The organism is Aquimarina celericrescens, assembly GCF_042682765.1.
Classification (GTDB): domain Bacteria; phylum Bacteroidota; class Bacteroidia; order Flavobacteriales; family Flavobacteriaceae; genus Aquimarina; species Aquimarina celericrescens.
The window spans coordinates 136137-160044 of the sequence record NZ_JBHUHY010000004.1; the positions used below are offsets into that span (position 1 = coordinate 136137).

Annotated in this window: 15 protein-coding genes and 1 tRNA gene; 2 read left to right on the forward strand and 14 right to left on the reverse strand. The window is 34.3% G+C overall.

Features of this window, described 5'->3' with window-relative positions:
- Positions 1-868 precede the first annotated feature (868 nt).
- Positions 869-4684 (forward strand): hypothetical protein, encoded by a 3816-nt coding sequence (locus tag ACFSJT_RS07705; protein WP_378319662.1) that lies wholly within the window; start codon positions 869-871, stop codon positions 4682-4684.
- A gap of 308 nt (positions 4685-4992) precedes the next feature.
- On the opposite strand, the gene ACFSJT_RS07710 is transcribed toward ACFSJT_RS07705, so the two are convergent.
- The 7 genes from ACFSJT_RS07710 to ACFSJT_RS07740 all read right to left on the reverse strand — a co-directional run bounded on the left by ACFSJT_RS07710 (position 4993) and on the right by ACFSJT_RS07740 (position 13921).
- Positions 4993-5065 (reverse strand) — tRNA-Met (locus ACFSJT_RS07710).
- Positions 5066-5235: 170 nt separating this feature from the next.
- Positions 5236-5418 carry a CPXCG motif-containing cysteine-rich protein gene (locus ACFSJT_RS07715; RefSeq protein ID WP_378319663.1) on the reverse strand — a complete coding sequence of 61 codons (183 nt, stop codon included), beginning with the start codon at positions 5416-5418 and terminating at the stop codon, positions 5236-5238.
- Between the two features lie 27 nt (positions 5419-5445).
- Positions 5446-6747 carry a TolC family protein gene (locus tag ACFSJT_RS07720; RefSeq protein ID WP_378319664.1) on the reverse strand — a complete coding sequence of 434 codons (1302 nt, stop codon included), beginning with the start codon at positions 6745-6747 and terminating at the stop codon, positions 5446-5448.
- A 4-nt stretch (positions 6748-6751) separates the two neighbouring features.
- On the reverse strand, positions 6752-9979 hold the full coding sequence (locus ACFSJT_RS07725) for an efflux RND transporter permease subunit (RefSeq protein ID WP_378319665.1): 3228 nt from the start codon (positions 9977-9979) through the stop codon (positions 6752-6754).
- A 2-nt stretch (positions 9980-9981) separates the two neighbouring features.
- Positions 9982-11148 carry an efflux RND transporter periplasmic adaptor subunit gene (locus ACFSJT_RS07730; RefSeq protein ID WP_378319666.1) on the reverse strand — a complete coding sequence of 389 codons (1167 nt, stop codon included), beginning with the start codon at positions 11146-11148 and terminating at the stop codon, positions 9982-9984.
- A 173-nt stretch (positions 11149-11321) separates the two neighbouring features.
- Entirely contained in the window at positions 11322-11777 is a 456-nt protein-coding gene (locus ACFSJT_RS07735) for a MarR family winged helix-turn-helix transcriptional regulator (protein ID WP_378319668.1), read from the reverse strand.
- 221 nt (positions 11778-11998) lie between these two features.
- Entirely contained in the window at positions 11999-13921 is a 1923-nt protein-coding gene (locus ACFSJT_RS07740; RefSeq protein ID WP_378319669.1) for an ABC-F family ATP-binding cassette domain-containing protein, read from the reverse strand.
- A gap of 58 nt (positions 13922-13979) precedes the next feature.
- Between ACFSJT_RS07740 and ACFSJT_RS07745 the strand changes: the two genes are divergently transcribed.
- Entirely contained in the window at positions 13980-14366 is a 387-nt protein-coding gene (locus ACFSJT_RS07745; protein ID WP_378319670.1) for a DUF983 domain-containing protein, read from the forward strand.
- On the opposite strand, the gene ACFSJT_RS07750 is transcribed toward ACFSJT_RS07745, so the two are convergent.
- From ACFSJT_RS07750 to topA, 7 genes are all read right to left on the reverse strand, one after another.
- Positions 14358-15404, reverse strand: coding sequence for an NAD(P)/FAD-dependent oxidoreductase (locus ACFSJT_RS07750; protein ID WP_378319671.1), 1047 nt, complete (start codon positions 15402-15404; stop codon positions 14358-14360). The two genes, ACFSJT_RS07745 and ACFSJT_RS07750, sit on opposite strands and share 9 nt — an antisense overlap.
- Positions 15405-15474: 70 nt before the next feature.
- Positions 15475-16365: a type IX secretion system ring subunit PorN/GldN gene (porN, locus tag ACFSJT_RS07755; RefSeq protein WP_378319672.1), complete on the reverse strand. Its 891-nt coding sequence runs from the start codon at positions 16363-16365 to the stop codon at positions 15475-15477.
- Positions 16366-16380: 15 nt separating this feature from the next.
- Positions 16381-17928: a type IX secretion system motor protein PorM/GldM gene (gene porM / locus ACFSJT_RS07760; protein ID WP_378319673.1), complete on the reverse strand. Its 1548-nt coding sequence runs from the start codon at positions 17926-17928 to the stop codon at positions 16381-16383.
- Positions 17929-17971: 43 nt separating this feature from the next.
- Entirely contained in the window at positions 17972-18595 is a 624-nt protein-coding gene (gene porL / locus ACFSJT_RS07765) for a type IX secretion system motor protein PorL/GldL (RefSeq protein WP_378319674.1), read from the reverse strand.
- Between the two features lie 75 nt (positions 18596-18670).
- Entirely contained in the window at positions 18671-20044 is a 1374-nt protein-coding gene (gene porK, locus ACFSJT_RS07770) for a T9SS ring complex lipoprotein PorK/GldK (RefSeq protein WP_378319675.1), read from the reverse strand.
- A 110-nt stretch (positions 20045-20154) separates the two neighbouring features.
- The gene (locus ACFSJT_RS07775) at positions 20155-21318 is read right to left on the reverse strand and encodes a formimidoylglutamase (protein WP_378319676.1); all 1164 of its coding nucleotides are present in this window, start codon (positions 21316-21318) and stop codon (positions 20155-20157) included.
- Positions 21319-21321: 3 nt separating this feature from the next.
- Positions 21322-23811: a type I DNA topoisomerase gene (gene topA, locus ACFSJT_RS07780; protein WP_378319677.1), complete on the reverse strand. Its 2490-nt coding sequence runs from the start codon at positions 23809-23811 to the stop codon at positions 21322-21324.
- Positions 23812-23908 lie beyond the last annotated feature (97 nt).

The window sequence follows — 23908 nt, forward strand, 5'->3', positions numbered from 1 at the left end:
AGTCAGCCTGAGAATTCGGTTCCCCATCCCTGAGGCAGCTTTTGGAGTAGACTTCTTTATGCTCCTAAGCCCGAATCTGAAAAACGTTTTCATTTATGTAGGCAATGCGTCCTTCTAGACTCATTATTAATTATATTCAAAAGTAATAAAAAAGTGACATCAAAAACTTTTTTTGAAGAAAAATCAAATTATTTTAGAATTACCAGAATAATTGTATAAACATAACCATTGGTTTTGATCCATTCCCTGATTACGGAAACTTTTATAAACAAAAATAACCGCCTCAAAATTAGGTGGTTACTAATACCGGTAACGGAGCTCCCTTCGACTCATACTTCACTCAGGATAAACCTCTCGCCCTTGTCAAGTCTTCAATACATTATGACATTAAAAAAAGCTCCACATTTCTGTGAAGCTTTTTCTTCGTAGCGGGAACAGGACTCCCTTCGACTCGTACCTTGCTCAGGATAAACTTCTCGTCCTGCCAAGTGGTATTAACATTATAACAATAAAAAAGCTTCACATCTCTGTAAAGCTTTTTCCTTCGTAGCGGGAACAGGACTCGAACCTGTGACCTTCGGGTTATGAGCCTAAAAAAGCACTAAATTAACCTTCTGTTTATAAGAGTTTTACTAGAATCAAGATATACAATTCGGCACAAATCTCTACAAATCCATACAAAAAGGTACGTATTTGCGGTACGTAAACGGTACGTACCTTTTTAAACAACTAGGAAAGAAATTTATATTAAACAACTCAAACACTATTGCTTCATAAAAGACACTTTTTCTCTAAATTTTATCAAGATATGTGAATAGTTATGTAAATGTTTTTCTTTAAATTAAAGCCTACTTATTAACCAATTACTATGAACACAATTACCTATAATAACATAAAAGAGTTAGAAGCAAAACAACTTACAGAATTGCTCCTAAAGCTGCTACACTTAGAACACAAAAAATTTAGTTTCCCTGATTGTTATATAAGTGTCCCCCAAAATATTAATGCTGCTGATGGAGGTGAAGATGGAAGAATTGAAACTTCTGACTTTAAGACATCCCGTTGGGTAATCAACAAAACTTGTCTATTCCAATGCAAAGCTTCCGATATGCCTAAGGGAAAGTGTAAAGAAGAAATACTTACTAAAAGTAAAGAATTAAAACCCCAAGTAAAAGAAGTTTTAGATAAAAACGGTACATATATACTTGTTACTACTCAAGCTATAGTGGAAAATAGGGTTAATGAATTAAGCGAAAGAGTAATGGCCATAAGGGAAGGCATAAAAGAAGCCAAAATAAAAGAAGGGGTTCCCGAAAAAGATGCAGAAAGTTTTTCGAAAAATGCTAAAGTTAAAATATATGACGCAAATAAATTAAGTGATTGGACAAACGAATTCATATCTACAGTTATATATGTACAAAAATGTATAGGAATAACTAGACCTTTAGGTTTATTAACTTGGGAGGAGTTGAAATCGTATAAAGAAAATACAGAAGTCTTCAAGTCTAATATAGATCTAGACAATATAATTAATTCTCTTAGAAATGACCTTTTTAATGGAAAAAACATTAGAATTGAAGGTATTTCAGGGATAGGAAAGACAAGGCTAGTTTGTGAAGTGTTAGATCCTGGAGATAGAAATAATGGAGAATATGACCTAAAACAAAAAACACTTTCTGACAGTACTCTTTATTTTGACCTTAACCAAGGTAGTTCTAGATTGTTAAATTTCATTAAAAGTCATTCACAAGATATACGAGCTTTACTTGTCCTTGATAATTGCTCACCATCAGACTACAATCTATTCGTAAAAGAAGTTAATAGATGGGGAAGCAATTTGCAAATTATTACTATTGATTATGATAAAGTAAATAACACTTATAACACTGAAAGCGAAAAAATCTTAGAGCTAAAGGGCAAATACTATGCTTCTATTACAAAATCTATTTTAAAGGAAAAATATAACGGTGTTTTATTAGATAATGAAATTGATTTCCTAGTAAATTTTTCAGAAGGAAATACTAAAATGGCAATAGATTTTGCAAAAGCCTCGATCAGCAAGGTCAATCTAAATGAAAACTTTGATGATGAATTAGTTAGAAAGTTAGTGTTTGGTCGAGAAGATGTTAATGAAGTAGAATTTAAAATTTTAAAAATAATTTCAGTTTTCAAAACCGTAGAATTTCCTTCGGATGAGTACCATCAAATAAACGAGAATCATTATGATCAACTTTTGGAAGCAACCAAATTTTTCTCAAACTTTTTTGGTATAACTGAAGATAAAATCTATACAACAATTAATAAATTTCTACAAAAAGGTACCATAGAAAGACGCGGAAATTTGATTATGGTAAGACCTGGTCCTCTTGCTCTTAAATTGTCTATATTATTTTGGAACGAGTTAACACCTCCTAAATATAAAAAATTCATACAAGAAATACCCAAATCACATTTGGATCCTCTTTCTCAACAATTAGGAAGAATTGGTAATGTTAATAAAGCGAAAGAACTCGTTAATACAATATGGGGAGTTAATGGAAATTTTTCGACAGCGGAAATATTAAATTCTAATATGGGTTCACAACTTTTTCGCTCTATTGTTACTGTGAATCCTGAAGCTACAACCAAAGTTTTAGTAAAACACTTTCTTGACAAACCAAAAGAATACTTAGAGACAATAGTTGAAGGGAGACAGAATCTAGTATGGGCATTAGAAAAATTATGTTTTAGAAATGAAACTTTTTTGGACGCTACTAAGGTTTTAATGTGTTTTGCAGTAGCCGAGATCGAAACTTACTATAGTAATAATTCCTCTAGTTATTTTAAACAACTTTTTAGAATATACTTGGCTGGTACTGAAGTTTCCTATGGAAAAAGAGTTGAAGTTTTAAATTGGGGGATCAACAAAAACAATAATGATTTTGATAGACTTTGTCTAGGAGCCTGTGAATCCGCATTATCCCAAAGAGGTACGAATAGTAGGATAATAGGAGCAGAAAATCAAGGAGGATCAACACCTCTAAAAGATTATCAACCAAAATCTTATGGAGAAGTACAAGAATATTTGGATGAAGTTATTAATATAATTAGGCATTTTATTCATAAAACCAATGATTTAGCTGTTTTAGCACAAAAACTCCTTTATACTAATCTTTTTACTCTTGATCAATATCAATATGATTTTAATAAAATCAAAGACTTGATGATAGATATAGCGGAAAACCCAATGTATAAAAAAGAGTTTTCCAAAACCATTGGTAGAATTAGGTCCTTTAATGGAATTTCAAAAAAAGGGAAAGAGTTTATAGATGAATTTTTAAAACTTTCTGTCCCAACCACTATAGAAGAAAAAATAACTCGCTATGTTTCAGAACCTGAACCAATATACAATGAAGACCGTAAAGGAAATCGAACTGACGAAGCTAAATTAGTTGCCGAAAAGTTCTCAAAAGAAATTATAGACAAAAATGTAGATTTGGCTCCATATTTTGATAAGCTTTTTTTAGGCTACCAATTTCAAACTTTCAACTTTGGAAAAAAATATGGAGAAGGCATTGGATATGATAAGGCTTTTGTTTCGGATTTGGTAAATTATCTCCTGACCATAGAAAATAAAGCATGGAGTGCTTCCTTTTTAAATGGATACGTGGTTTCTATAAAAGAAAATGAACGGCAACAGATCTTCGATATATTTTTTAAAAATAAATCTATATTTTCGTTTTCGGTATTCAGGCATATTATACCATCCTATAAAAATGCATCTAAACTTCTTGAATTAATAAAAAATGGTCATAATATAAACCGATTAGACTATAGTAAATACGAATTAATCAAATTACCAATTGATGATCTAACAAAATTCCTTTCAGATTTAGAATCGATGAATTCTGATTTATCTATTTTGATTAATGTCCTACATCATTATATCTGGAACCAAAAGAGAGAAAATTTATCTTTTCCTCAACAAATTATTGATTACTGTAAAAAATTAGTATTAAACCATAACTTATTAGAGTGTTCAATAAATATTGATTTATACGCGTGGGAAGATCTGATGAATTTTTCCCTAGATCATTACGGAGAAGATATAGTTAATAAAGTTTCTAAAGATATTATGACCTTTTCTAAAAATACTTTCCCTAACTATACAAATGATTATCATATAGCAAATATTGCTATAAAGACTTTAGAACTAAATTTTGAAAAATCTTGGGGAATTTTCTCTAAACTATTGTTTAAAAGGGAAGATTATATAATCTTTGGTGAAATATTTGATATCGGTTTTATAATGGGAGCTAAAAATACTCACAGATTTTTTCAAAATACCGAAAGAAATAATAAAATCTTTGAATGGTGCAAAAAACATCCTAAAGTGGCTAATTGGTTCATACGAATATCTCCTTTGTATTCTGAGGGCAATAGTTGGTTTGAATTTACAAAAAAAATGATTGATGAATTTGGTAATAATGTTGATTTCATTAGTGAATTATCGAGTAATCTATACTCTATGTCAACGGTGGGATCTAGAGTTCCTTATTTAAAATCAAGACAAAATTTAGTTAAAGAATTAGTGGGTCATAAATTTGACAACCTAAACAAATGGGCTATCCAAGAGGTCGAAAATTATGAAAAAGAAATTAAAAGAGAGCAGATTATTGATGAAGAAGAAAATCTGAGATATTAGAAAATATATTTCCAATAAAGATTTTTGGCAGTCTTCTGGATATCCTGCCCTAAGAGCATAATTTTTATAGCATGATAGCAGGAAAAACCTACACTTCAAAACTAACATAAAAAATTGATCTTCAAATATTTAATATTAAAGTAAAATTACTTAAAGTAGAGGTTAATTTAGAAGAAAAAACACTCTCGGAGTCAAAAAGTAAAATTTGCGGTACGTAATACGGTACGTAAACGTCAAAATTGATGTTTTTTTAAGAAAGAAAAACGTTCTTAAACAAAATAACCACCTCATATTGAGATGGTTACTAGTAGCGGGAACAGGACTCGAACCTGTGACCTTCGGGTTATGAGCCCGACGAGCTGCCTACTGCTCTATCCCGCGATATATAATAAATGATTTACTCGTCTTTTAAACTTCGAGTTATGAGCTCGACAAACTACTTATTATTCCTTGCGGATGGCAAATATACGATCATTTTTATTGTAAACAACACTATTTTTATTAAAAAATTCTAAAAAGATGATAAGTATCTTTTAATAAGCATTTTAAGGTTATTGTTCAATATTAATTGCTTCGAAGCCTACTAATTCTTGATCTTCGAACCTTGGATGCAACTCTATAGGATTGCAACATACTTCGCAATCTTCAACATATACCTGATAGGTCACTGATGGATCCAACAGCATCGAGATTTCTTCCCAACAATATGGACATTGAAAAAAATGTTCGAACATTTAAGTTATGTATTATACCGTAAAACTCTAAAACTCTATATTCAACAACTGCCCTGTTAATTGCAATAGCTGCAACTCTGCAAGCTTAGCATCGTATTTCGCCAAGGTTTTATTGGTTTGAGCTTGAATCAAATTAATCTGTGCTTGTCTAAATTCTATAGAGGTAATCTGACCAAGATTAAATCGTTCTTTAGAACGCTCAAAGTTATTTTGATTGGTCACAACATTTTGTTGCTGTATTTCGTAAACTTTCAAACGATTTTCATAATTGCCCAATGCATTGGCAATATCTCGTTTCACCTCTTGCTCTAGTTGTTCTTGTTGAATTTCCTGAGTTTCTAAGGCAATTTTTGCATTCTTAATTTCTGTAATAGTACGTCCTCCATCAAAAAGATTCCAACTCAAATTTACAGATGCCGAAAGACCATCTGACGTAAGCGTTGCTAAGAAGGCTGCAGCATTGTTATTGTTTTTGTTCCATCCGTATGTTCCGGTTAAACCAATAGTAGGTAAATAACCCGATTTACTTACTTTAAGATCATATTCGTTGATTTTGATATTGCTTTGATTGCGTAAAATTCTTACGTTATTTTCAAATGATTTTTCTAGAAAGCCGTCGATCTGCAATCGGTTTACAAAATTAATGGTCGTATCCACTTCAAACGTTTTGGTAAGATCATTATTAACAATCAGATTTAAATCACGTTTGGTATTTACTAATAGTTGTTTCGTATTAATTAAATTTATACTATCGTTGGCCACATCAACCTGAGCGTTAAGCACATCAAGTTTTGTATTTTGACCATATTCAAATTGATAATTAGATCTGGTTATTCTTTCTTCGGAAATTTGCAAAGTTTCTTTTAAAATTGCAACATTTTCTGTAAGTCTTGCTATTTCAAAATACACAGTAAACAGCTGAAGGATTGTATTTTCTATGGTTTCTCGTGCTTGTAATTCAGTTAAATTATATTGTTCCTTTAGTCTCTTATAATTATACCAACGCCCTAATCCGTCAAACAATGTATAATTAAGATTAACCGCTGCGTTATAACGATCACTCTCTGCACCATTTAAAATATTCGTCTCTCCATTAGCAAACTGTGCTTCGATATTATCTCTATTATAAACGGCAGCAGCATCACCAGTTACGTTGGGCAAATAACCCGAATTTAAAATGTTTTTATTATTTGACGCTATTTGTATGTCGTTGGTGGCGATCAATATTCCGAAATTATTCTCTAATGTTAGTCGTATAGCTTCCTGCTTTGTTAACTTTTGAGCTACCACTCCAGAAGTTAAAAACAGAAAGAAAATCAATGTTTGCATATAATTACGCTTCTTGCAGTTCCTTAGGTTCTTCATCTACTTCTTTTTGTTCTTTTATAGCTCGTTCTACTTCTTCCTTGGTTATTCTATTTCCGGTAGCCAACCACTTGGTTCCTACTTTAATACTATTGCTAAATGATAGATATAATGGTAATACCAATAATGTAAGTACTGTTGCAAAACCAATCCCATAAGCAATAGAAATTGCCATAGGAATCAGGAATTGCGCTTGACGACTCTGTTCAAAAATCAATGGTGCCAATCCAGCTATAGTCGTTAAAGACGTTAGGAAAATGGCTCTAAAACGTGATTTACCAGCCTCATAGATAGCATCATCAAAAGTCATTCCTGATCGAAGATTACTGTTAAACTTCCCTATGAGTACCAATCCATCATTGACCATAATCCCAATGAGTGCAATAATTCCTAATAATGACAATATATTGATAGGGAAACCGTGTATCCAGTGTCCTAATGCTACCGCGGGAAGACTTAACGGAATCAAGAGTAATAGCAATAATGGTTGACTATAACTTCTAAACGTAAACGCTATAGTAATATATATTAATGCCAAAGAGGTGAGACCGACTGGCCCTAAGGACCCTAAAAACTTACCTGCTTCTCTGTTTTGCCCTTCATAAGAAGGAGTTACTGTAGGATATTTTGAAATAATATCAGGCATTATTATTGTACGAATTTCATCTAAAACATCTGTGGAACTGGTCGTTTCAGGATTTTTTAGATCTGCCGAAATCTGAATTTCACGTCTTCCATCTAGATGGTTTACTGCAACATCTCCACGCTCTATAGTATACTCTGCGATTTCATTTAGTGGCACTCTCTCGCCTGTTGTTGTGGCTATTCGCATATTATCCAAATCCAAAATAGAAGAGCGATTTTCGCGATCATAACGTACCCAAACTCTAATTTCATCTTGTCCTCTTTGAAAACGTTGTGCCTGTACCCCAAAGAAACCTGCTCTTACCTGAGCCATTACGTCCCTTAGATTAAGTCCCAGAGCATAAGCGTTTTCCTTGAGTTCTAATCTGATCTCTTTGATTCCCGCAGGATCATTATCGGCTACATCTTTTAATCGTACATCGTCTTCCAAGACTTTTTTAAACTCTTCTTTTGCAGCTTTTAGCTCTCTAATATTATTTCCTAATAAAGAAACCGAAACAGGGCTTCCACCAAAATTACCCCCAGAACCAAATATTAATCGTTCTGCACCAAATACAGGGCCTACTTTTTCGCGTAGGCGGTTTGCGACTAGTCCTGAACTTACAGCATCAGGACGTTCTTCTCCTGGTAAAAGATTAATTCGCAAAGAAGCACCAGAAGATGAAGAGATACTTCTGATTACATTTTCAAACAACATTTTACCTTCATATTCTTCTCCTTTTAAAAATTCATCGGTGAGTTCCTGATTGATAAGCCACGCATTTTCTTCTATCATAGATATAATAGAATCGGTTACCTTTTCATTTGTACCATTAGGCATTCCTAAATCAACTGAAACTGCATCACTGGCTATACGAGGAAAAAATGAAGTTCTTACGATTCCTCCTCCAACACTTCCAATAGTTAATATGAGGATTACTATAAAGATAGAAAAAGTAAAAAATTTATTTTTTAAGGCGAACTGCAAGGTTGGGCTATACATATGATCACGAAGCCATTTCATGATTCGATCACCAAAAGTATTCACATAACGAAGCTTAGAAAATAGTTTAGCAATCCCTTTTTTAGGTGCTGCAGTTTCTGCCTTTAAGGCTTTAGAATGCGCCAAATGTGCAGGAAGTATGATCAGTGCTTCAACAAGAGAGACCGTAAGTGTAAGAATAACAATAACAGATACTTCTCCAAAAAAGTCGCCAATTCGACCATCAAGAAACAAAAAGATGCCAAAGGCCAATATGGTGGTCAAAATAGCAGAAACAATAGCAGGAATTACTTCCATAGTGCCATCGATAGCAGCTTGAACCGGAGTTTTTCCTTTTTCGTAATGTTGATAGATGTTCTCTGCGATAACGATTCCATCATCAACCAAAATACCAATGACAATGATCATCCCGAATAGCGATAATACATTGATCGTAACATTAAAATAACCGGCAAAGACAAACATTCCTAAAAATGCTATGGGTAAGCCAAAAGCTACCCAAAAGGCTAGGCGAGTGTTAAGGAATAGTGACAAGAAGGTGAGCACGAGTAGCATACCAATAACAGCATTCTCTGTAAGAAGTTTTGTACGCTGTACCAAAGTTGTAGAGCGATCGCTAATAACATTAAGCTGTACGTTATTATACTTCTGATTAAATTCTTCTATGTATTCTTTTGTTTTTTCTGCTGAAGAAATAAGATCCTCTGTGTTAGTACTTGTTATTTCTACATTAACTGCAAGATCCCCGTTAAAATATGTAGCGTTAGGGGATTCTGAAAAGCGATCTCTTATTTCGGCAACATCTTTAAGTCGTATGGTTCGACCAGAAGCATCTGCTCGTATAACCAAATTAGAAAGTTCATTACCATAATAAGAACGATTATTGGCTCTAATAAGGTATTCTTCGGCATTTGTCTTGATGGTTCCTCCTGTAGTTAAAATATTTGCCTGACTTACCGCCTGAGCCACTTCATTAAAACTGAGTCTGTAGGCTAACAAACTATTTTCATTAACTGCTATTTCGATTTCTTCGTCTGGATAACCACTAATATTAATCTGCGATATACCATCAATACCTCTAAGATCGTTCTCAATCTGACGGGTAATTTGTTTGAGCGTACTCAAAGGAATATTAGTCCCACTTACTGCAAAATTAATAGTGGGTCGAACAGCCTCTTGCTTACCTACTACGATAGGCTCCATTCCTGTGGGAAAAGAAGGTACCCTATCTACAGCATTTTTCACTTCGAGTAGCATAAAATCGATGTCTTTCCCTTTTTCGATTTCCACATTGATACTACCGCTATTTTCTCTAGATGTTGAAGTTACACGTTCTATCCCCTCTAATCCTTTAAGATTATCTTCAATTTTTAGCACTACGCCTTCTTCTATCTCTAGGGGAGATGCTCCGGGATACGCTACGCTGATATTTATATTTTTGGAATCTGTAAGAGGAAAAAATGATGATTTCAGAGAGAGTGCGCCAAAAACTCCAAACGCAATAAAAGCGATCACTATAACATCTACAGCAACATGATATTTGATAAAATAAGAAATAACTTTGCGCATGACTACTGTTTTGTGCCAGTACTGATCATATTATTGTCAGATACCGAAGATTTTTTTCTTTTTTCCTGATAAACCTTAACTAACATCCCTGCATAAGCTCCGGGAACAGGTTTGTTCAGGATTACATTTCCATCAGGAACTCCTTTAAGCACTACCTTTTTATCAGAGAAATAAACGGGTTGTACATCGATAACATCTAATATACTATCTCTTACCACGAAGATCTGATCTCCATTCTGAAGCAGATTACGATCGATCTCGATAGCATTAGTTTCTTTTTTGGCATCTAAATTAGCTTCGAGATAGATTCCTTCTTTCAACATAGGATCTTTAACTTCTATAAAAGCAGTAATGGTTTGCGTAGCTTGATCCACCCTACTATTAATTCTACTAACCGTTCCCTTGTAGTTTTTAGTCTTATTTAGGTTAGAAAGTTCTACTGACTCTCCTAATTTCAGAAGATCTGCATATTCTTTTCCTACAGCAACTTCCATTTCGTACACTCCTGTTTCTATAAATTCTCCTAATTTCTGACCTTGACGAATTAAAGTTCCTTCAGTCACCAAAGCCTCTGTCAACACACCATCAAACGGAGCCGAAATAGTATATTTTGACAATCTTTGCTCTAGATTCTTTACATTGTAGTAGGATGTGTGAATATTTCTTCCTGTAATAAAATATTTTTCTTTTTCTGAAGTAGTCTCTGGAAGCTGTGGAGTAGCTTTATTCATATCAAAATTACTAAGATATGTTTGCCATTTATCATAAATTTCTGGATAATCCATACGTAAATCAGGCATGATTGCGGTAACTTGATTATACAAATTACTCTTTGCAGATTGGACACTTGCATAATATTCTGAAGCATCAATTCTAATCAATGATTGACCTCTTCGATACTTTTGTCCTGTTTTAAAAAGCTTAGCCCCTCCCTTGAAAATTCCTTGAACTTCAGCATATAGTTCCAATCTTCTTTTGGCAGTAAGATTTCCGTTAGCAGCTATTTTTATAGGTACAGTACCATTCTTTATAGTATCAACAAAGACAGTTTTGATTACTTTGGGTGGTCTTGGTCTAGGCCTTGTTTTGCTGTTAATTATCTTTATAGTAAAAAACACAGCTCCAACGATTAATAACAATCCGAGAACAGAAAGTATTATATTTCTCATACTTACAATTTTGTTTAAGCTTTGTCTTAAAAAAGCTACACAAAACTATCAACAACAAGGTTAGGTTGCAGTTAAAGAACTCATAAAAATTAACATACGTGCACGTTCTTATAAATCTAAACAAAAAAACATCTGTTACCAGATGTTTTTAAAATAAAGTAATACACGAATTATCATTCTGCTATATCGGCAATTTTCGTTTTTATCTTTTTAAGCACGGTGATTAATGTTTCTATTTCTTCTTCACTAAGGCTTTCCTGAACCGCGGGTATCAAATCATACATGATGGGCTGCACTTTTTGTATAATTTCCTTACCATGATCTGTCAAAAAAATGCGATTAACCCTTCTATCGTTTTCATCACTTTTTCTAACCACCAGATTTTTACTTTCCATGGTATTTACCAATATAGTCATAGAAGTTTTATCTCTATGGGTGATGAAAGCTAAATCATTTTGTGGTTGTCCATCATTTACATTTAGTCTTTTAAGTACACTCCACTGTTCTTTGGAAAGGTCCAATCCATTTTCGCGAAATGCTTTTTGAACTAAAAACCCAAAGTCATAGTGAATCTTACCAACCCAAGACAGTGCGTGGGCATTTAAATCGATGGCTTTTGTATTATTCATAAATACCAATATTTAATTTTTCGGTACAAAAATATCTATAAAAATCTAGTTGCACTTGCAACTAACGATAAAAATATCACAAAAGTATTACGAGATATCTAACTTAACTTTAAGGTAACAAATGATTGTTTTTGAAATCTGCAAAAAATGAATTCCAGATCTGAAAATACCCTAGTTTAATGTCAAAAAAATCGTTAATCTATCAAAAAACTGATACTATTTTAAGCATTCGTAAGCGAGTCAATTTCTTCTTGAATAGTCTCCCAATTTTCCATTAAAGATGATAATTCATCTTTTTTTGTCTGATATTGATCAAAAAAGCTAGGTTGTGCTATAGTTTGATCATAATTAATAGCCAATTCTATATCTATTTCTTTAATTTCTTTCTCAAGCTTATTAATTTTTGACTCGACATTACTAAGCTTATTATTTAACGATTTGAGCTTTTTTTGGCTCTCATAAGACTGTTTTGCTGTCTCTTTGTTGTCAGAGACAGCCTTTACCAGTTTATCTTTTTTTTCTATATCCCGAAGATCATTGATTCTGCGCTGCTCTAAATAGAAATTTATATCGCCAAGGTACTCTTTGATCTTCTTGTCTTTAAATTCATACACTGTATTGCTCAATCCCTGTAAGAAATCTCTATCATGAGATATCAGGATTAAGGTTCCCTCAAACGTTTTTAACGCCGCTTTGAGTACGTTTTTAGATTTGATATCCAAATGGTTTGTGGGCTCATCCATCACCAGGACATTAAATGGCTGAAGTAACATTTTGCACAACGCTAACCTATTACGTTCTCCTCCCGACAATACCTTCACTTTTTTATCTACTTCTTCTCCCCTAAAAAGAAAAGCGCCCAACATGTCCCTAACCTTACTACGAGTTTTTTCATTAGCCGCATTAATCATGGTATCATGAACAGTTAACTCCCCATCCAGGTATTCAGATTGATTTTGAGCAAAATATCCTATCTGTACATTATGGCCTAATTTAAATTCTCCGTCATGAGGTATTTCATTAACAATAATCTTAGCCAAAGTAGATTTTCCTTGTCCATTTTGACCGACAAAGGCTATTTTTGAACCACGCTCAACTAATAAATCAACGTTCTTTAGCACCTCCTTGTCTCCATAATTCTTTCTTATACCCTCGGCTTCCATCACTACTTTACCCGGCTGGACACTTACCGGAAAATTAATATTCATCACAGCATTATCATCTTCGTCTACTTCTATCCTGTCAATCTTGTCTAATTTTTTGATTAGTGATTGAGCCATAGATGCCTTAGAAGCTTTGGCTCTGAATTTCTCGATTAGCTTTTCAGTTTGCTCTATCTGCTTAGACTGATTTTTTTGTGCTGCTAGTTGTTGTTCTCTAATCTCTTTGCGCGACACCAAATATTTTGAATATGGCTTGTTATAATCATAAATACGCCCTAAAGAAATCTCGATAGTCCTATTGGTTACATTATCAAGAAACATTTTATCATGTGAAACGATAACCACTACACCGGCATATGTTTTTAGAAAATTTTCTAACCAAATAATAGATTCTATATCGAGATGGTTTGTAGGTTCATCTAATAATAAAATATCATTATTTTGAAGTAAGAGCTTGGCCAATTCAATTCGCATGCGCCATCCTCCTGAAAATGTATCGGTCAATCGGTCAAAATCTTCTCTCACAAATCCCAGGCCTTGTAATACTCTTTCTGTCTCTCCTTGGTAATTATATCCTCCTAAGATTTCATAATGATGTGTATAATCGCTTAAATCGGTAATTAACTGATTATAGCTTTCACTTTCATAATCGGTTCGCTCTGCAAGTTGTGCATTGATGTCGTCAATATCGCGTTCGATATTTTTAATTTCTATAAAAGCTTCATAAGCTTCCTCTAGTACTGTACGACCTTGTACAAAATCGATATCCTGTTTTAGAAAACCAATTTTTATCTCTTTATCCATTGCAATCTGACCAGAATCTGGTTCTTGCTCTTTAGATAAAATTTTAAGCATAGTAGATTTTCCGGCTCCATTCTTTCCTACTAATCCAACCCGATCTCCAGCACTTAGCATATAGCTAATCTCTTCAAAAAGATATTCTCCTCCAAATGAGATCGACAAGTTATGTATGTTTAACATCAGCTTTTGAATATTTTCTGCAAAGATGATTAAATTTGCGTTAGCATAAAAATCACATATGAACTTCTTGAAAGGAACCAAAATTTATAGCATTTTAACCGGAAGTTGCCCGGTTTGCCAGAACGAAAGTATGTATGAAGTTTCTAATCCTTATAAAATAGGAGATACCCTAAAAATGAACGAGCGTTGTAGCCATTGTGATACCAAGTATAAAATAGAACCGTCGTTTTTTTATGGGGCAATGTATGTAAGTTATGCAGTAGGAATAGCTTTTGCCGTGGCAGCATTTGTAATCACTAATTTAATTCTAAAATTAGGGTTGCTAAGCACTTTCTTGGCTATTGTAGCAACACTTATAGCATTTCTACCCATAATTTTAAGGCTGTCCAGAAATATATGGATCAATATTTTCATGCATTATAGTAAAGAAAAGAATCTATCTTAATTTTTCAAAACGTTCAATATCGCATTCTTTACTCAAAGAAATATTGTGTTCTATGTGATTATAAAGATGCTCTGCCGTTGTAGGGCCAATGAGTATTCCTCTACTACCAAGACCATTAAGGATATGAACATTTTGGTAGTCTGGATGAGTTCCTGCCAAAGGCCTTCGATCTCTTACAGTGGGCCTAATTCCAGCTACCTGCCCAACAACTTCATAGTCAACTTTTAAAAAGCGTTCTAATTTTTTTTGTATTTCTTTTCTAGCTGTATTTGTGATTTCTGGAGACTTATCATCATGGTTATACGTGGCTCCTATTTTGTAGTGATTGTCTCCCAATGGAATGATGAAAACAGAAGATTTTACGGCTTCTTCTAATTGCAATGCTTCAGACTTAATGATAATATATTCCCCTTTATTTCCAACTACCGGCAAATAATTGAATAATGGATTGTTCTTAATACCAAAACCTTCAGTAAAAATGATATTTTTGGCTTTCAGACCGTTATAAGCCACGAAGTCTTCATTGATAATTAATTCATTATACTCAAAGGATTCATTGACCAAACATTTCTTTTGATCGAGATATCTTAAATAAGCAGAAAGCATTCCTTTGATGTCAATTCTTCCAGTATGCTTTACTTTTCCGTAGCTATAAGGAATATCTAAAGCTAAATTACTATTCTTAAGTAATTTTGTAGAGAGAAATTGATTCAGAATAGGTTTGTCACATGCTTCAAACCATGTGTTTTGTTCTTCAATTGAATTGAATCTGCGTAATATTGGAAGATCAATTACCAATGATTCCTGCAATTTGGTCTCGATATTTCGATAAAAAGGAATAGATTTTTCGAGTTGTTCTTGAGCACTCCAAGCCGGCGTGAAACGTTTCAAGATTACAGGGTTAAAAAGCCCACCTGCCACCCTGGATGATTTTTGAGAGTAGTTCTCAAAAACACAGAAAGATCTATTATTAAGCTCTAGTTGTTCAACAAAAGACAATCCAGCTAATCCAAATCCAACAACAATATAATCTAACATGTCCCAAAAATAATAAAACGCTCAACTTTCATTGAGCGTTTTACATATTATTTATAGAATATCTTGGAAATTAGTAACTCCACATATCCATTTCAAAATTTCGAATACTTTCTTTAATTCGTTCACTTTCCAGAAGTTGCATCAAGGCATTATCTACGATATAATCTGTAATAGAACGGTCACCTTGTTCATTATCTTCCTTATAAATAACAGAATTAAAGCGTCTTGCGTTGAGAATATGATCCAACGTAAATGGCATTGATGTGTTTCTTCTGTTAAACGCAGATGCATTATGAAGAATCTCTCTTACATCTGGATACCAAACCCAGAAAAGAGCTACCATATCAGGCTCATCATCATCAATAAAGTTAACATCTGGAGCAACAGGTGCTAATCCCAACATTCTGTATCTTAGTTCTCCTTGACGCTTATCAAAATACCAATATCCTCTGATTTTATATTCTGCAATATCTGCTGAAGTAATATCTCTTCTATTGATATATTGCGGATCAACAGTTTCACCGGCATTGTATTGCTCATATCCTAAATCTGTAGTATCTATCTTAGACATTGTAGATTCTAGATCCTGAAAAGTACGTGTTTCGGTAAAATATGAATCTGAATAAATATTTTTGATCTTACCGCTTTTAATATTCGATACCAGCACATCATATAATGACCTACGGTTCACTCCGATATTATTAGTATCAATAGGGTAATACAATGGGAAATTTATACGCTCATCTAGATCGATAGTCTCCCAAGTAGTCTTTGCCCACAATACGTCACGCTTATCTACATAGGCATACTCTAGCGGGTGATCATTATCGTATAGGATTTGATCTTGCGTTTTCTTTCCAATATCACTGGGCTGATCAGCGTTTAGTACGTTGATTTGGCCGTATGAAATTATAGAAACGAAAAGACCTAAAACGGTTAATACAAAATTTCTCAAATTCATAACTAATTAAGTTTTTTAATTTGTTAACTCAACAATTACCGGAGATATTTTCTTCAGCTTATATCCTGCATTTGTAGTTAACTGTGCTTTTATATCAATTATTTGTACAGAAGAACCTCTTTTAGCCTTACGTAAAGCAGATTTAGCTTTAGAATCTAATCTTCCTCCTCGAATGCTAACAGTAGGCTGACCTTCTACTTTAAATTTAAATCCTGTAACCTTTAATTTAATATCAAAATCAAAATCAGGTAATATTGCCCCAATAGAAGAAATCTCTAATGCATTTCTTGCCATCTTGATAGATCCGTCCTCACCTCTTACAGTACCAACTGGTCTAGGAATATCCTTGATTCTAAATTTCTTACTATCACTTACCGTAGTACCGTTAGCAAGTTTACCACTCACTTTGATACTAACTTCACGAGCTTTTACCGTAGTAACATTCATCATGTATTTACCAGCACCACCAGCTTTTCTTAATCCGGGAGCACTAGCATTTACGTTAGGAACACCAGGAATAGAAATTGTCATTGGATTATTTACACCACGATATACGACATTCATTTTATCTGCCGATATTACCGCAGAATTTGGTCGAGGGATAACAGTATAAGAACTCTTAATAGGAATCTTTACTATAGAATCTCCTTCTTTAAACTCAAGCTCTCCAGCTACATCTCTTTCTCCAACATTACCCGCTGGGAAATCTAGCATGATCTGTCCGTTCTGAACTTCAGTTTGCTCTTTGCCATTAACCATAACTTTGGTTGGCTTTAAGGTAGCATCAAAACGTCCAAGAACGATTCTGCCTTTAAACTTCTCGCCACTAAAGAAAGCTGTTTTATCGGCTACTACGATTGCTTCGTAGTTACTAAACGAAAGCTCTGAAGCCTGCTGTCCTGCTAATAATGCAGAAAGCACTTTGCTTTCAGTAGTCTTAACATCAGCTTGCATTTGAGTAAGCTTTGTAAGAGAAGCTACTAATGGAAAACCTTCAAAACTATAGTTTAACCATTTTTTGTTTACTCCTGAACGATCCTTTACATCTGCGGTAGCAAATGTTTTTAAAACATCATTAGCTACAGACTCATCCACTTCTTTTACTTCTTTAATAACTGAAGCAACACCATCACGATATTTTTCAACATTATCTAGAAATTCCTGAGCTTCTGCTGTAACTTTTCCTCCTTCAAAAAACTTCTGGTCTAAAGCCAATGACTTATCCATAGTTTCATAATCTGTAGGATCACTTAAATCAGAAGTTAATTCTGTTTTAAGTTGCTCGATATATGTATTAAACTCATTTGATAAAGCACTAATCTGATCTGCTTTTTCCTTTAATGGAGTGTATTTTTCTGGCTGTTCATTAACTTTTTCAGCCAAACCAGCCATAAACGAGTTATTTCTTTCTGTAGAGATTGTATTAGATTCGGTTAATTTTTCATTCATCAAACCGAATGCTGATAGTACCTCTTTAGACATATTTAATGCCATCATTGCGATGAAAACCAGATACATCAGGTTAATCATCTTCTGCCTTGGGGATAATTTTCCTCCTGCCATTCTTCTTAAATTTTGGTAGTTATTATAATACTTCTAAATACTGTTAACTTCTATTCATTGCAGTTAACATACCACCATATACTCCGTTAAGAGAAGAAAGGTTACTAGCAAGGCTTGCCATTTGATCTTGAAGTTTTGCTGCATTATCGGCGATAGCCTGATTAGCTTCAGCCTGACGTGCAGAAGACTCTAGCTGTACTTTGTACAAGCTATTTAAAGATTCTAGGTGAGAAGCAGCACTAGCCATTTCTTCACTATATTTTTTAGTACCTTGAATAGCATCTACTGTTGGAGAAATGTTTTTAGCCGCTCCTTCGAAGTTACGGATACTTTCACCTAAACTACTCATAAGGCTGGAATCTACTCTAGCTTCTTTAAGCATCTCGTCTAATTTTTTAGACAACATACCGTCTGGAGTCATATCTTTCTTATCTCTTTTGTTTCCTCCTGCTAATTCAGGATATACAAGAGACCAGTCTAATTCGTCATCTACAGGTTCGAACGCAGAAACAGTAAATACAAATGCTTCTGTAATAAGACCAATAATAAGCATTTGATTACCAAATGGCCAGTGCATAATTTTAAAAAGTGCACCTAATATTACTACGGCCGCTCCTAGACCGTATACCATATTCATTAATTTTTTGCTTGCTTTTGAATTTGCCATAATAAATTTGTTTTGTTTTTTTTAAATCTAAATGTTAAAAAAGGGTTAGTAATTAAGTTGATAGAATTTTGGGACTTATTTCTGATTCACAGTGTTATCTTCTCCAGTCACGTCAGTACCCATATAGTCCTGAACCGTTCTAAATCCAATATAACTTCTGGCAGAATCAGCATATTCGTAATCTCTGGTACTTACCTGTAGGAAATAAGCAACATCTTTCCATGATCCTCCGCGCACTACTTTACGTTTATTTTCATCATCATTAACATTTGGGTTCATTGATGATACATATTCGTAAGCTGATGGATCATAAGAGGACTGTACCCACTCAGAAACATTTCCTGCCATGTTGTACAGGTTATAATCGTTAGGATCAAATGTTCTGGCTTCTACAGTATATAAGAAATTATCTGCTGCATAGTTTCCTCTAAGAGGTTTAAAATTCGCAAGGAAACAACCTCTATCGTTCAAAGCATAAGGACCTCCCCATGGGTATGTAGCCGATTCGAGACCTCCTCTAGCTGCATACTCCCATTCTGCTTCCGTAGGTAGTCTAAAATAGTTTACGAATTCTTTTCCTTTCCTCTTTTGAAAGGTATTTTTTTCAATGGTTCTCCAACGACAGAAAGCTTTTGCTTGCTCCCAAGACACACCTACTACCGGGTAATCATCATACGCACTATGCCAGAAATAATCATTATGCATAGGTTCGTTATAAGAGTAACTAAAATCTTTAATCCAAACTGTTGTATCTGGATACACTTCTATTACTTCTTCTTTTACAAAATCTTTTCTTCCTCCTTTTCTTGCACGTGCTGCTGCCTGAATATCCATCCAAGTAAATCTAAATTTAAATTTACTTACATCTAAAGTACGTCTTCCATTGTATGATTCTTCTAATGGCACATACATAGTATCCATAACTTCAGCATAAAACTCATCTGGATAATCATCGATATCCCACTCGATATCTATGTCTTTGTTAAGCTGTCTACCTTCATAGCCAGTAGTTCCTGTACCACTGTAATTATCGTACATATATTTTTCATACACTGTCATGTTTTCGGTATCGGCATCTAAGAATGCATACTCACCAATTCCATCATCACCAGGTGTTTTACCTAATTCATCAGCCATAATAGCAAGTCTCATTCGGATCGTAGAATCTCGAACCCAATTTACAAATTGCCTATACTCACTATTAGTAATTTCGGTCTCGTCCATATAGAACGAACGAACAGTAACCATTTTCGTTGGTGCATTTGCCAGCGCCGCTTTGTCATCATCAGATTTACCCATAATAAACGATCCTCCGGGGATGAGAGCCATTCCATATGGTTTCTGTGGGTGCCATTTTTTTCCTTGTGCTCCTACTAGTTCTCCGCGGCTTCCACCACCACAACTATAGAGCATTGCTAAAATAGCAAAGAGTGATACAAATTTCTTCATAACGTGTTTTAGGTTAAGATCTTCTAGATTTAAGGACGTAAACCTATTTATTTATTTCCAGAAAAACAATTTTTTTCTAAAAAAAACCTTAAATCAGCCTAATAAAAATGTTAAACTTCGTTTTTTCGTTTTGCCTTATACCATCTTTCAGGTATTTCTTGATTACAAGCACGCTCATAATCGTTGTACGTGCAAGGTAATAACGTATGTCTTTCCAATTTATTATTACCAGATGAAAGAAAAGGTATTTCTATCCACCATCTTCCGGTTTTTACACTCTTGTAAAAAGACAAAATTTCATCATCGATAGGCACATTATAGTGTAAGGTACTTTTTTGATTCTTTATGTCTAGTTCGTTAGACCTGTAATTAAATCCCTCTATAAAATACCAGATGATTTGGGCAATTAGCATCGATGTCATCTCTTCATTCTTGAAATTCTTAAACTCGTAAATTCCAAAACTTTTTACTTTATCGCTAATTCCTGCATATCTAGAGATAGTACAAATTTCTCTTCCGTTAAAACCATTGGGAGAAGAAGTAACGCCATTCATACTATTAGAATTCATAACCCCTAAATCAACTGAAACAATATCTGCATCTCTCATGATAGGCTCTACTATAGTCACATCTGAAATGACCTCTCCCAAACGATAGGCATCAAAATACAATTTTTCTATGAGGTCAATCTCTTCTTGAGCATTGAAATAGGTTTGATATCCTATATTACTATAATTAAAAAGATTATATGGTTGTTCTACAATAATTTTACCTATGAAAGAAGTATTAGTAATGGGTTCTGAAGAGTTTCCCAAATCAAATTTACTATCTACATTAGCAAGGTTGACCATTCGCTCTAAAATATCAAAAGATCTGTATTGAGCATATACGAGGTCTTGACTTCCTCCTATTATAACCGGAATAATATTTTTTTGTAGTAATGCCGACAATACTTCCTGAACCAAATAATAAGTATCGCTTACTTCGCTACCGGGATTAATATCACCAAGATCAGCGATGTTTACATCCCAGTTTCCTGGATAAAGCTCGTATAAGGACTTTCGTATAGTATCAAAACTCAATTTCTCTCCGAGAAAATTAACATCATTTCTATTTTCCCGAATCCCCAGAATTGCAATATCAGTTTTTTTAAGATCAGGAACCCCATTATCTGCCGTATGAATTTTAATTTGTTTCCCCAATGAATGATCTGAAAGCAATTTAGTATGTGCGGCAACCAAATCACTAACTGGAACAAGAAATTCGAAAGACATGTATTACTTCTTTTTGGTTGTAGTTTTCTTTTTAGCTGTTTTTTTCTTAGGAGCGTTTTTCTCGATAAGATCTTTTACCTTTTCTAAAGTTAATTTGGAGGCGTCAACAGTTTTCGGTAATTCAATTTTAATTTTACCTTTTAAAATATTGCTCCTACCCCATCTTGCTTTTTCTACTCGAATACCTTCTTCTTCCCAATTATGGATAACTTTATCGATTTCCTTTTGTTTCTTCTCCTCTATCAATGTAACGATATCATTTTCTGATAAATTATCGAAATCATATTTCTTATTCACATTGATAAACATGTTGTTCCATTTAATAAATGGACCAAATCTACCTTTTCCTTTTTGAACCGGAAGATTTTCATACATATATATAGGAGCATCGGCTTTTTCTTTAGCATCGATCAACTCGATCGCTCTATCCAGAGTAATATTAAGTGGATCCTCGCCTTTTTCAAGCGAAACAAACTTTTCTGCAAATCGAACATAGGGTCCAAAACGACCATTATTCACTACGATAGTCTCTCCTTTATATTCACCTAATTCTTTCGGCAACTGAAATAAATTCATCGCCTCTTCAAAAGAAATACTGCTTAATGTTTGGCCTGGAGGCAGACTTGCAAATTTAGGTTTATCTTCATCATCTGCAGTTCCTATCTGTACCATTGGACCAAATTTACCCAAGCGTACACTCACGACTTTACCTGTAGAAGGATCTTCTCCAAGAATACGTTCACCCACTTCTCGTTCTGCATTTTGCGCCACATCTTCTACTCTGGGATGAAATTCTTCATAGAACTCTCTCATTACATTTGTCCAATCTTCCTGACCTTCAGCTATTTCATCAAAATCTTGCTCTACTTTTGCAGTAAAATTATAATCCAGGATTGAAGAAAAATGATTTACGAGAAAATCATTAACTACCATTCCTACATCTGTTGGGATTAGTTTTCCTTTGTCACTTCCTACCTTTTCGGAAAGTTTTTTCTCGTGTACCGAATCTCCCGAAAGTGTCATCTGGATGTAATTACGAACCTCACCTTCTTTAGCTCCTTTTTCTACGTAATTTCTATTTTGAATGGTTGAAATGGTTGGTGCATATGTTGAAGGGCGACCAATACCTAATTCTTCAAGTTTTTTAACCAAAGAAGCTTCTGTGTAACGGCTTGGAGGCCTGGTAAATCTTTCTGTGGCGGTAATATATTTATTAAATAGGGTTTCGTTTACTTTCATCGCAGGAAGGATTCCCTCTTGCTCTTCATCTTCATCATCGTTCCCTTCCAGATATACTTTTAAAAACCCTTCAAATTTGATTACTTCGCCACTTGCCGTGAATTGATCATTATGCGTATTCGCATCAATTTTGACATTGGTTCTTTCTAATCTTGCGTCACTCATTTGCGAAGCAATAGCTCGTTTCCAGATCAACTCGTATAGTCGCTGCTGGTCGTAATCCACATTAACAGAATGCTTGGAAAAATCTGTCGGGCGTATTGCTTCGTGAGCTTCTTGTGCACCTTTTGACTTACCTTTATATTTCCTGGGATTACTAAAATCTTCTCCGTAGGCAGAGATAATTTCAGCCTTTGCTCCGTTTTGAGCTTCTACAGACAGGTTAACACTATCGGTTCTCATATAAGTGATCAACCCGGCCTCATATAACCGTTGCGCCATTGTCATGGTCTTACTTACAGAGAAATATAATTTTCTAGAAGCCTCTTGTTGCAGCGTTGAGGTTGTAAATGGTGGCGCCGGAGACTTTTTTGCAGGTTTCGTAGAAAGATCTGCAACTTTAAAATTCGCACCTATATTTTTATTCAAAAAGGATTCAGCCTCTTCTCTGGTCTTAAAATTTTTAGGAAGCTTTGCCTTAAAGGACTTACCAGCTTCGTTAGAAAATTCGGCATCAATTCTATAGGAAGCTTCAGGTTTAAAATCGATTATCTCTCTCTCTCTCTCTACAATTAATCGTACAGAAACCGATTGTACTCTACCCGCAGATAACCCTCCTTTTACTTTGCGCCAAAGTACAGGGGATAGCTCATACCCAACCAGCCGATCCAAAACACGCCTGGCCTGTTGCGCATTTACGAGGTTATAATCGATAGTACGCGGATTTTCTATTGCTTTAAGAATTGCATTTTTGGTAATCTCATGAAAAACAATTCTTTTGGTTTTATTTTTATCAAGCTTTAGGGTTTCGGCAAGGTGCCATGCGATGGCTTCTCCCTCTCGATCCTCATCACTTGCGAGCCATACCATCTCAGCATTCTTAGAAAGATCTTTCAGTTTTTTTACAACATCCTTTTTATCTTTAGAGACAATATATTTTGGTTTAAAATCACCATCGACATCAACTCCTAATTCTTTTGAAGGTAAATCTGCGATGTGCCCAAAACTGGATGCAACTGTGTAATCTTTTCCAAGAAATTTTTCTATTGTTTTTGCCTTTGCAGGTGACTCTACAATCACTAAATTCTTAGCCATAGTCCTTTAATTTCTGACCACAAAAGTATATCAAAAAAATGATATCCAGATTCTTTATTAAAAAATTACTTTAAAAAAAACCTGTCTCTGGACAGGT

Bases quoted from the DNA above. Each gene is read 5' to 3' on its own strand.
- porK (WP_378319675.1), bottom strand. From the start codon at position 20,044: ATGAAGAAATTTGTATCACTCTTTGCTATTTTAGCAATGCTCTATAGT.
- ACFSJT_RS07705 (WP_378319662.1), top strand. From the start codon at position 869: ATGAACACAATTACCTATAATAACATAAAAGAGTTAGAAGCAAAACAA.
- ACFSJT_RS07720 (WP_378319664.1), bottom strand. From the start codon at position 6,747: ATGCAAACATTGATTTTCTTTCTGTTTTTAACTTCTGGAGTGGTAGCT.
- ACFSJT_RS07725 (WP_378319665.1), bottom strand. From the start codon at position 9,979: ATGCGCAAAGTTATTTCTTATTTTATCAAATATCATGTTGCTGTAGAT.
- topA (WP_378319677.1), bottom strand. From the start codon at position 23,811: ATGGCTAAGAATTTAGTGATTGTAGAGTCACCTGCAAAGGCAAAAACA.
- ACFSJT_RS07750 (WP_378319671.1), bottom strand. From the start codon at position 15,404: ATGTTAGATTATATTGTTGTTGGATTTGGATTAGCTGGATTGTCTTTT.
- ACFSJT_RS07745 (WP_378319670.1), top strand. From the start codon at position 13,980: ATGAACTTCTTGAAAGGAACCAAAATTTATAGCATTTTAACCGGAAGT.
- porM (WP_378319673.1), bottom strand. From the start codon at position 17,928: ATGGCAGGAGGAAAATTATCCCCAAGGCAGAAGATGATTAACCTGATG.
- ACFSJT_RS07740 (WP_378319669.1), bottom strand. From the start codon at position 13,921: ATGTTAAACATACATAACTTGTCGATCTCATTTGGAGGAGAATATCTT.
- ACFSJT_RS07735 (WP_378319668.1), bottom strand. From the start codon at position 11,777: ATGAATAATACAAAAGCCATCGATTTAAATGCCCACGCACTGTCTTGG.
- ACFSJT_RS07730 (WP_378319666.1), bottom strand. From the start codon at position 11,148: ATGAGAAATATAATACTTTCTGTTCTCGGATTGTTATTAATCGTTGGA.
- ACFSJT_RS07715 (WP_378319663.1), bottom strand. From the start codon at position 5,418: ATGTTCGAACATTTTTTTCAATGTCCATATTGTTGGGAAGAAATCTCG.
- porN (WP_378319672.1), bottom strand. From the start codon at position 16,365: ATGAATTTGAGAAATTTTGTATTAACCGTTTTAGGTCTTTTCGTTTCT.
- porL (WP_378319674.1), bottom strand. From the start codon at position 18,595: ATGGCAAATTCAAAAGCAAGCAAAAAATTAATGAATATGGTATACGGT.
- ACFSJT_RS07775 (WP_378319676.1), bottom strand. From the start codon at position 21,318: ATGTCTTTCGAATTTCTTGTTCCAGTTAGTGATTTGGTTGCCGCACAT.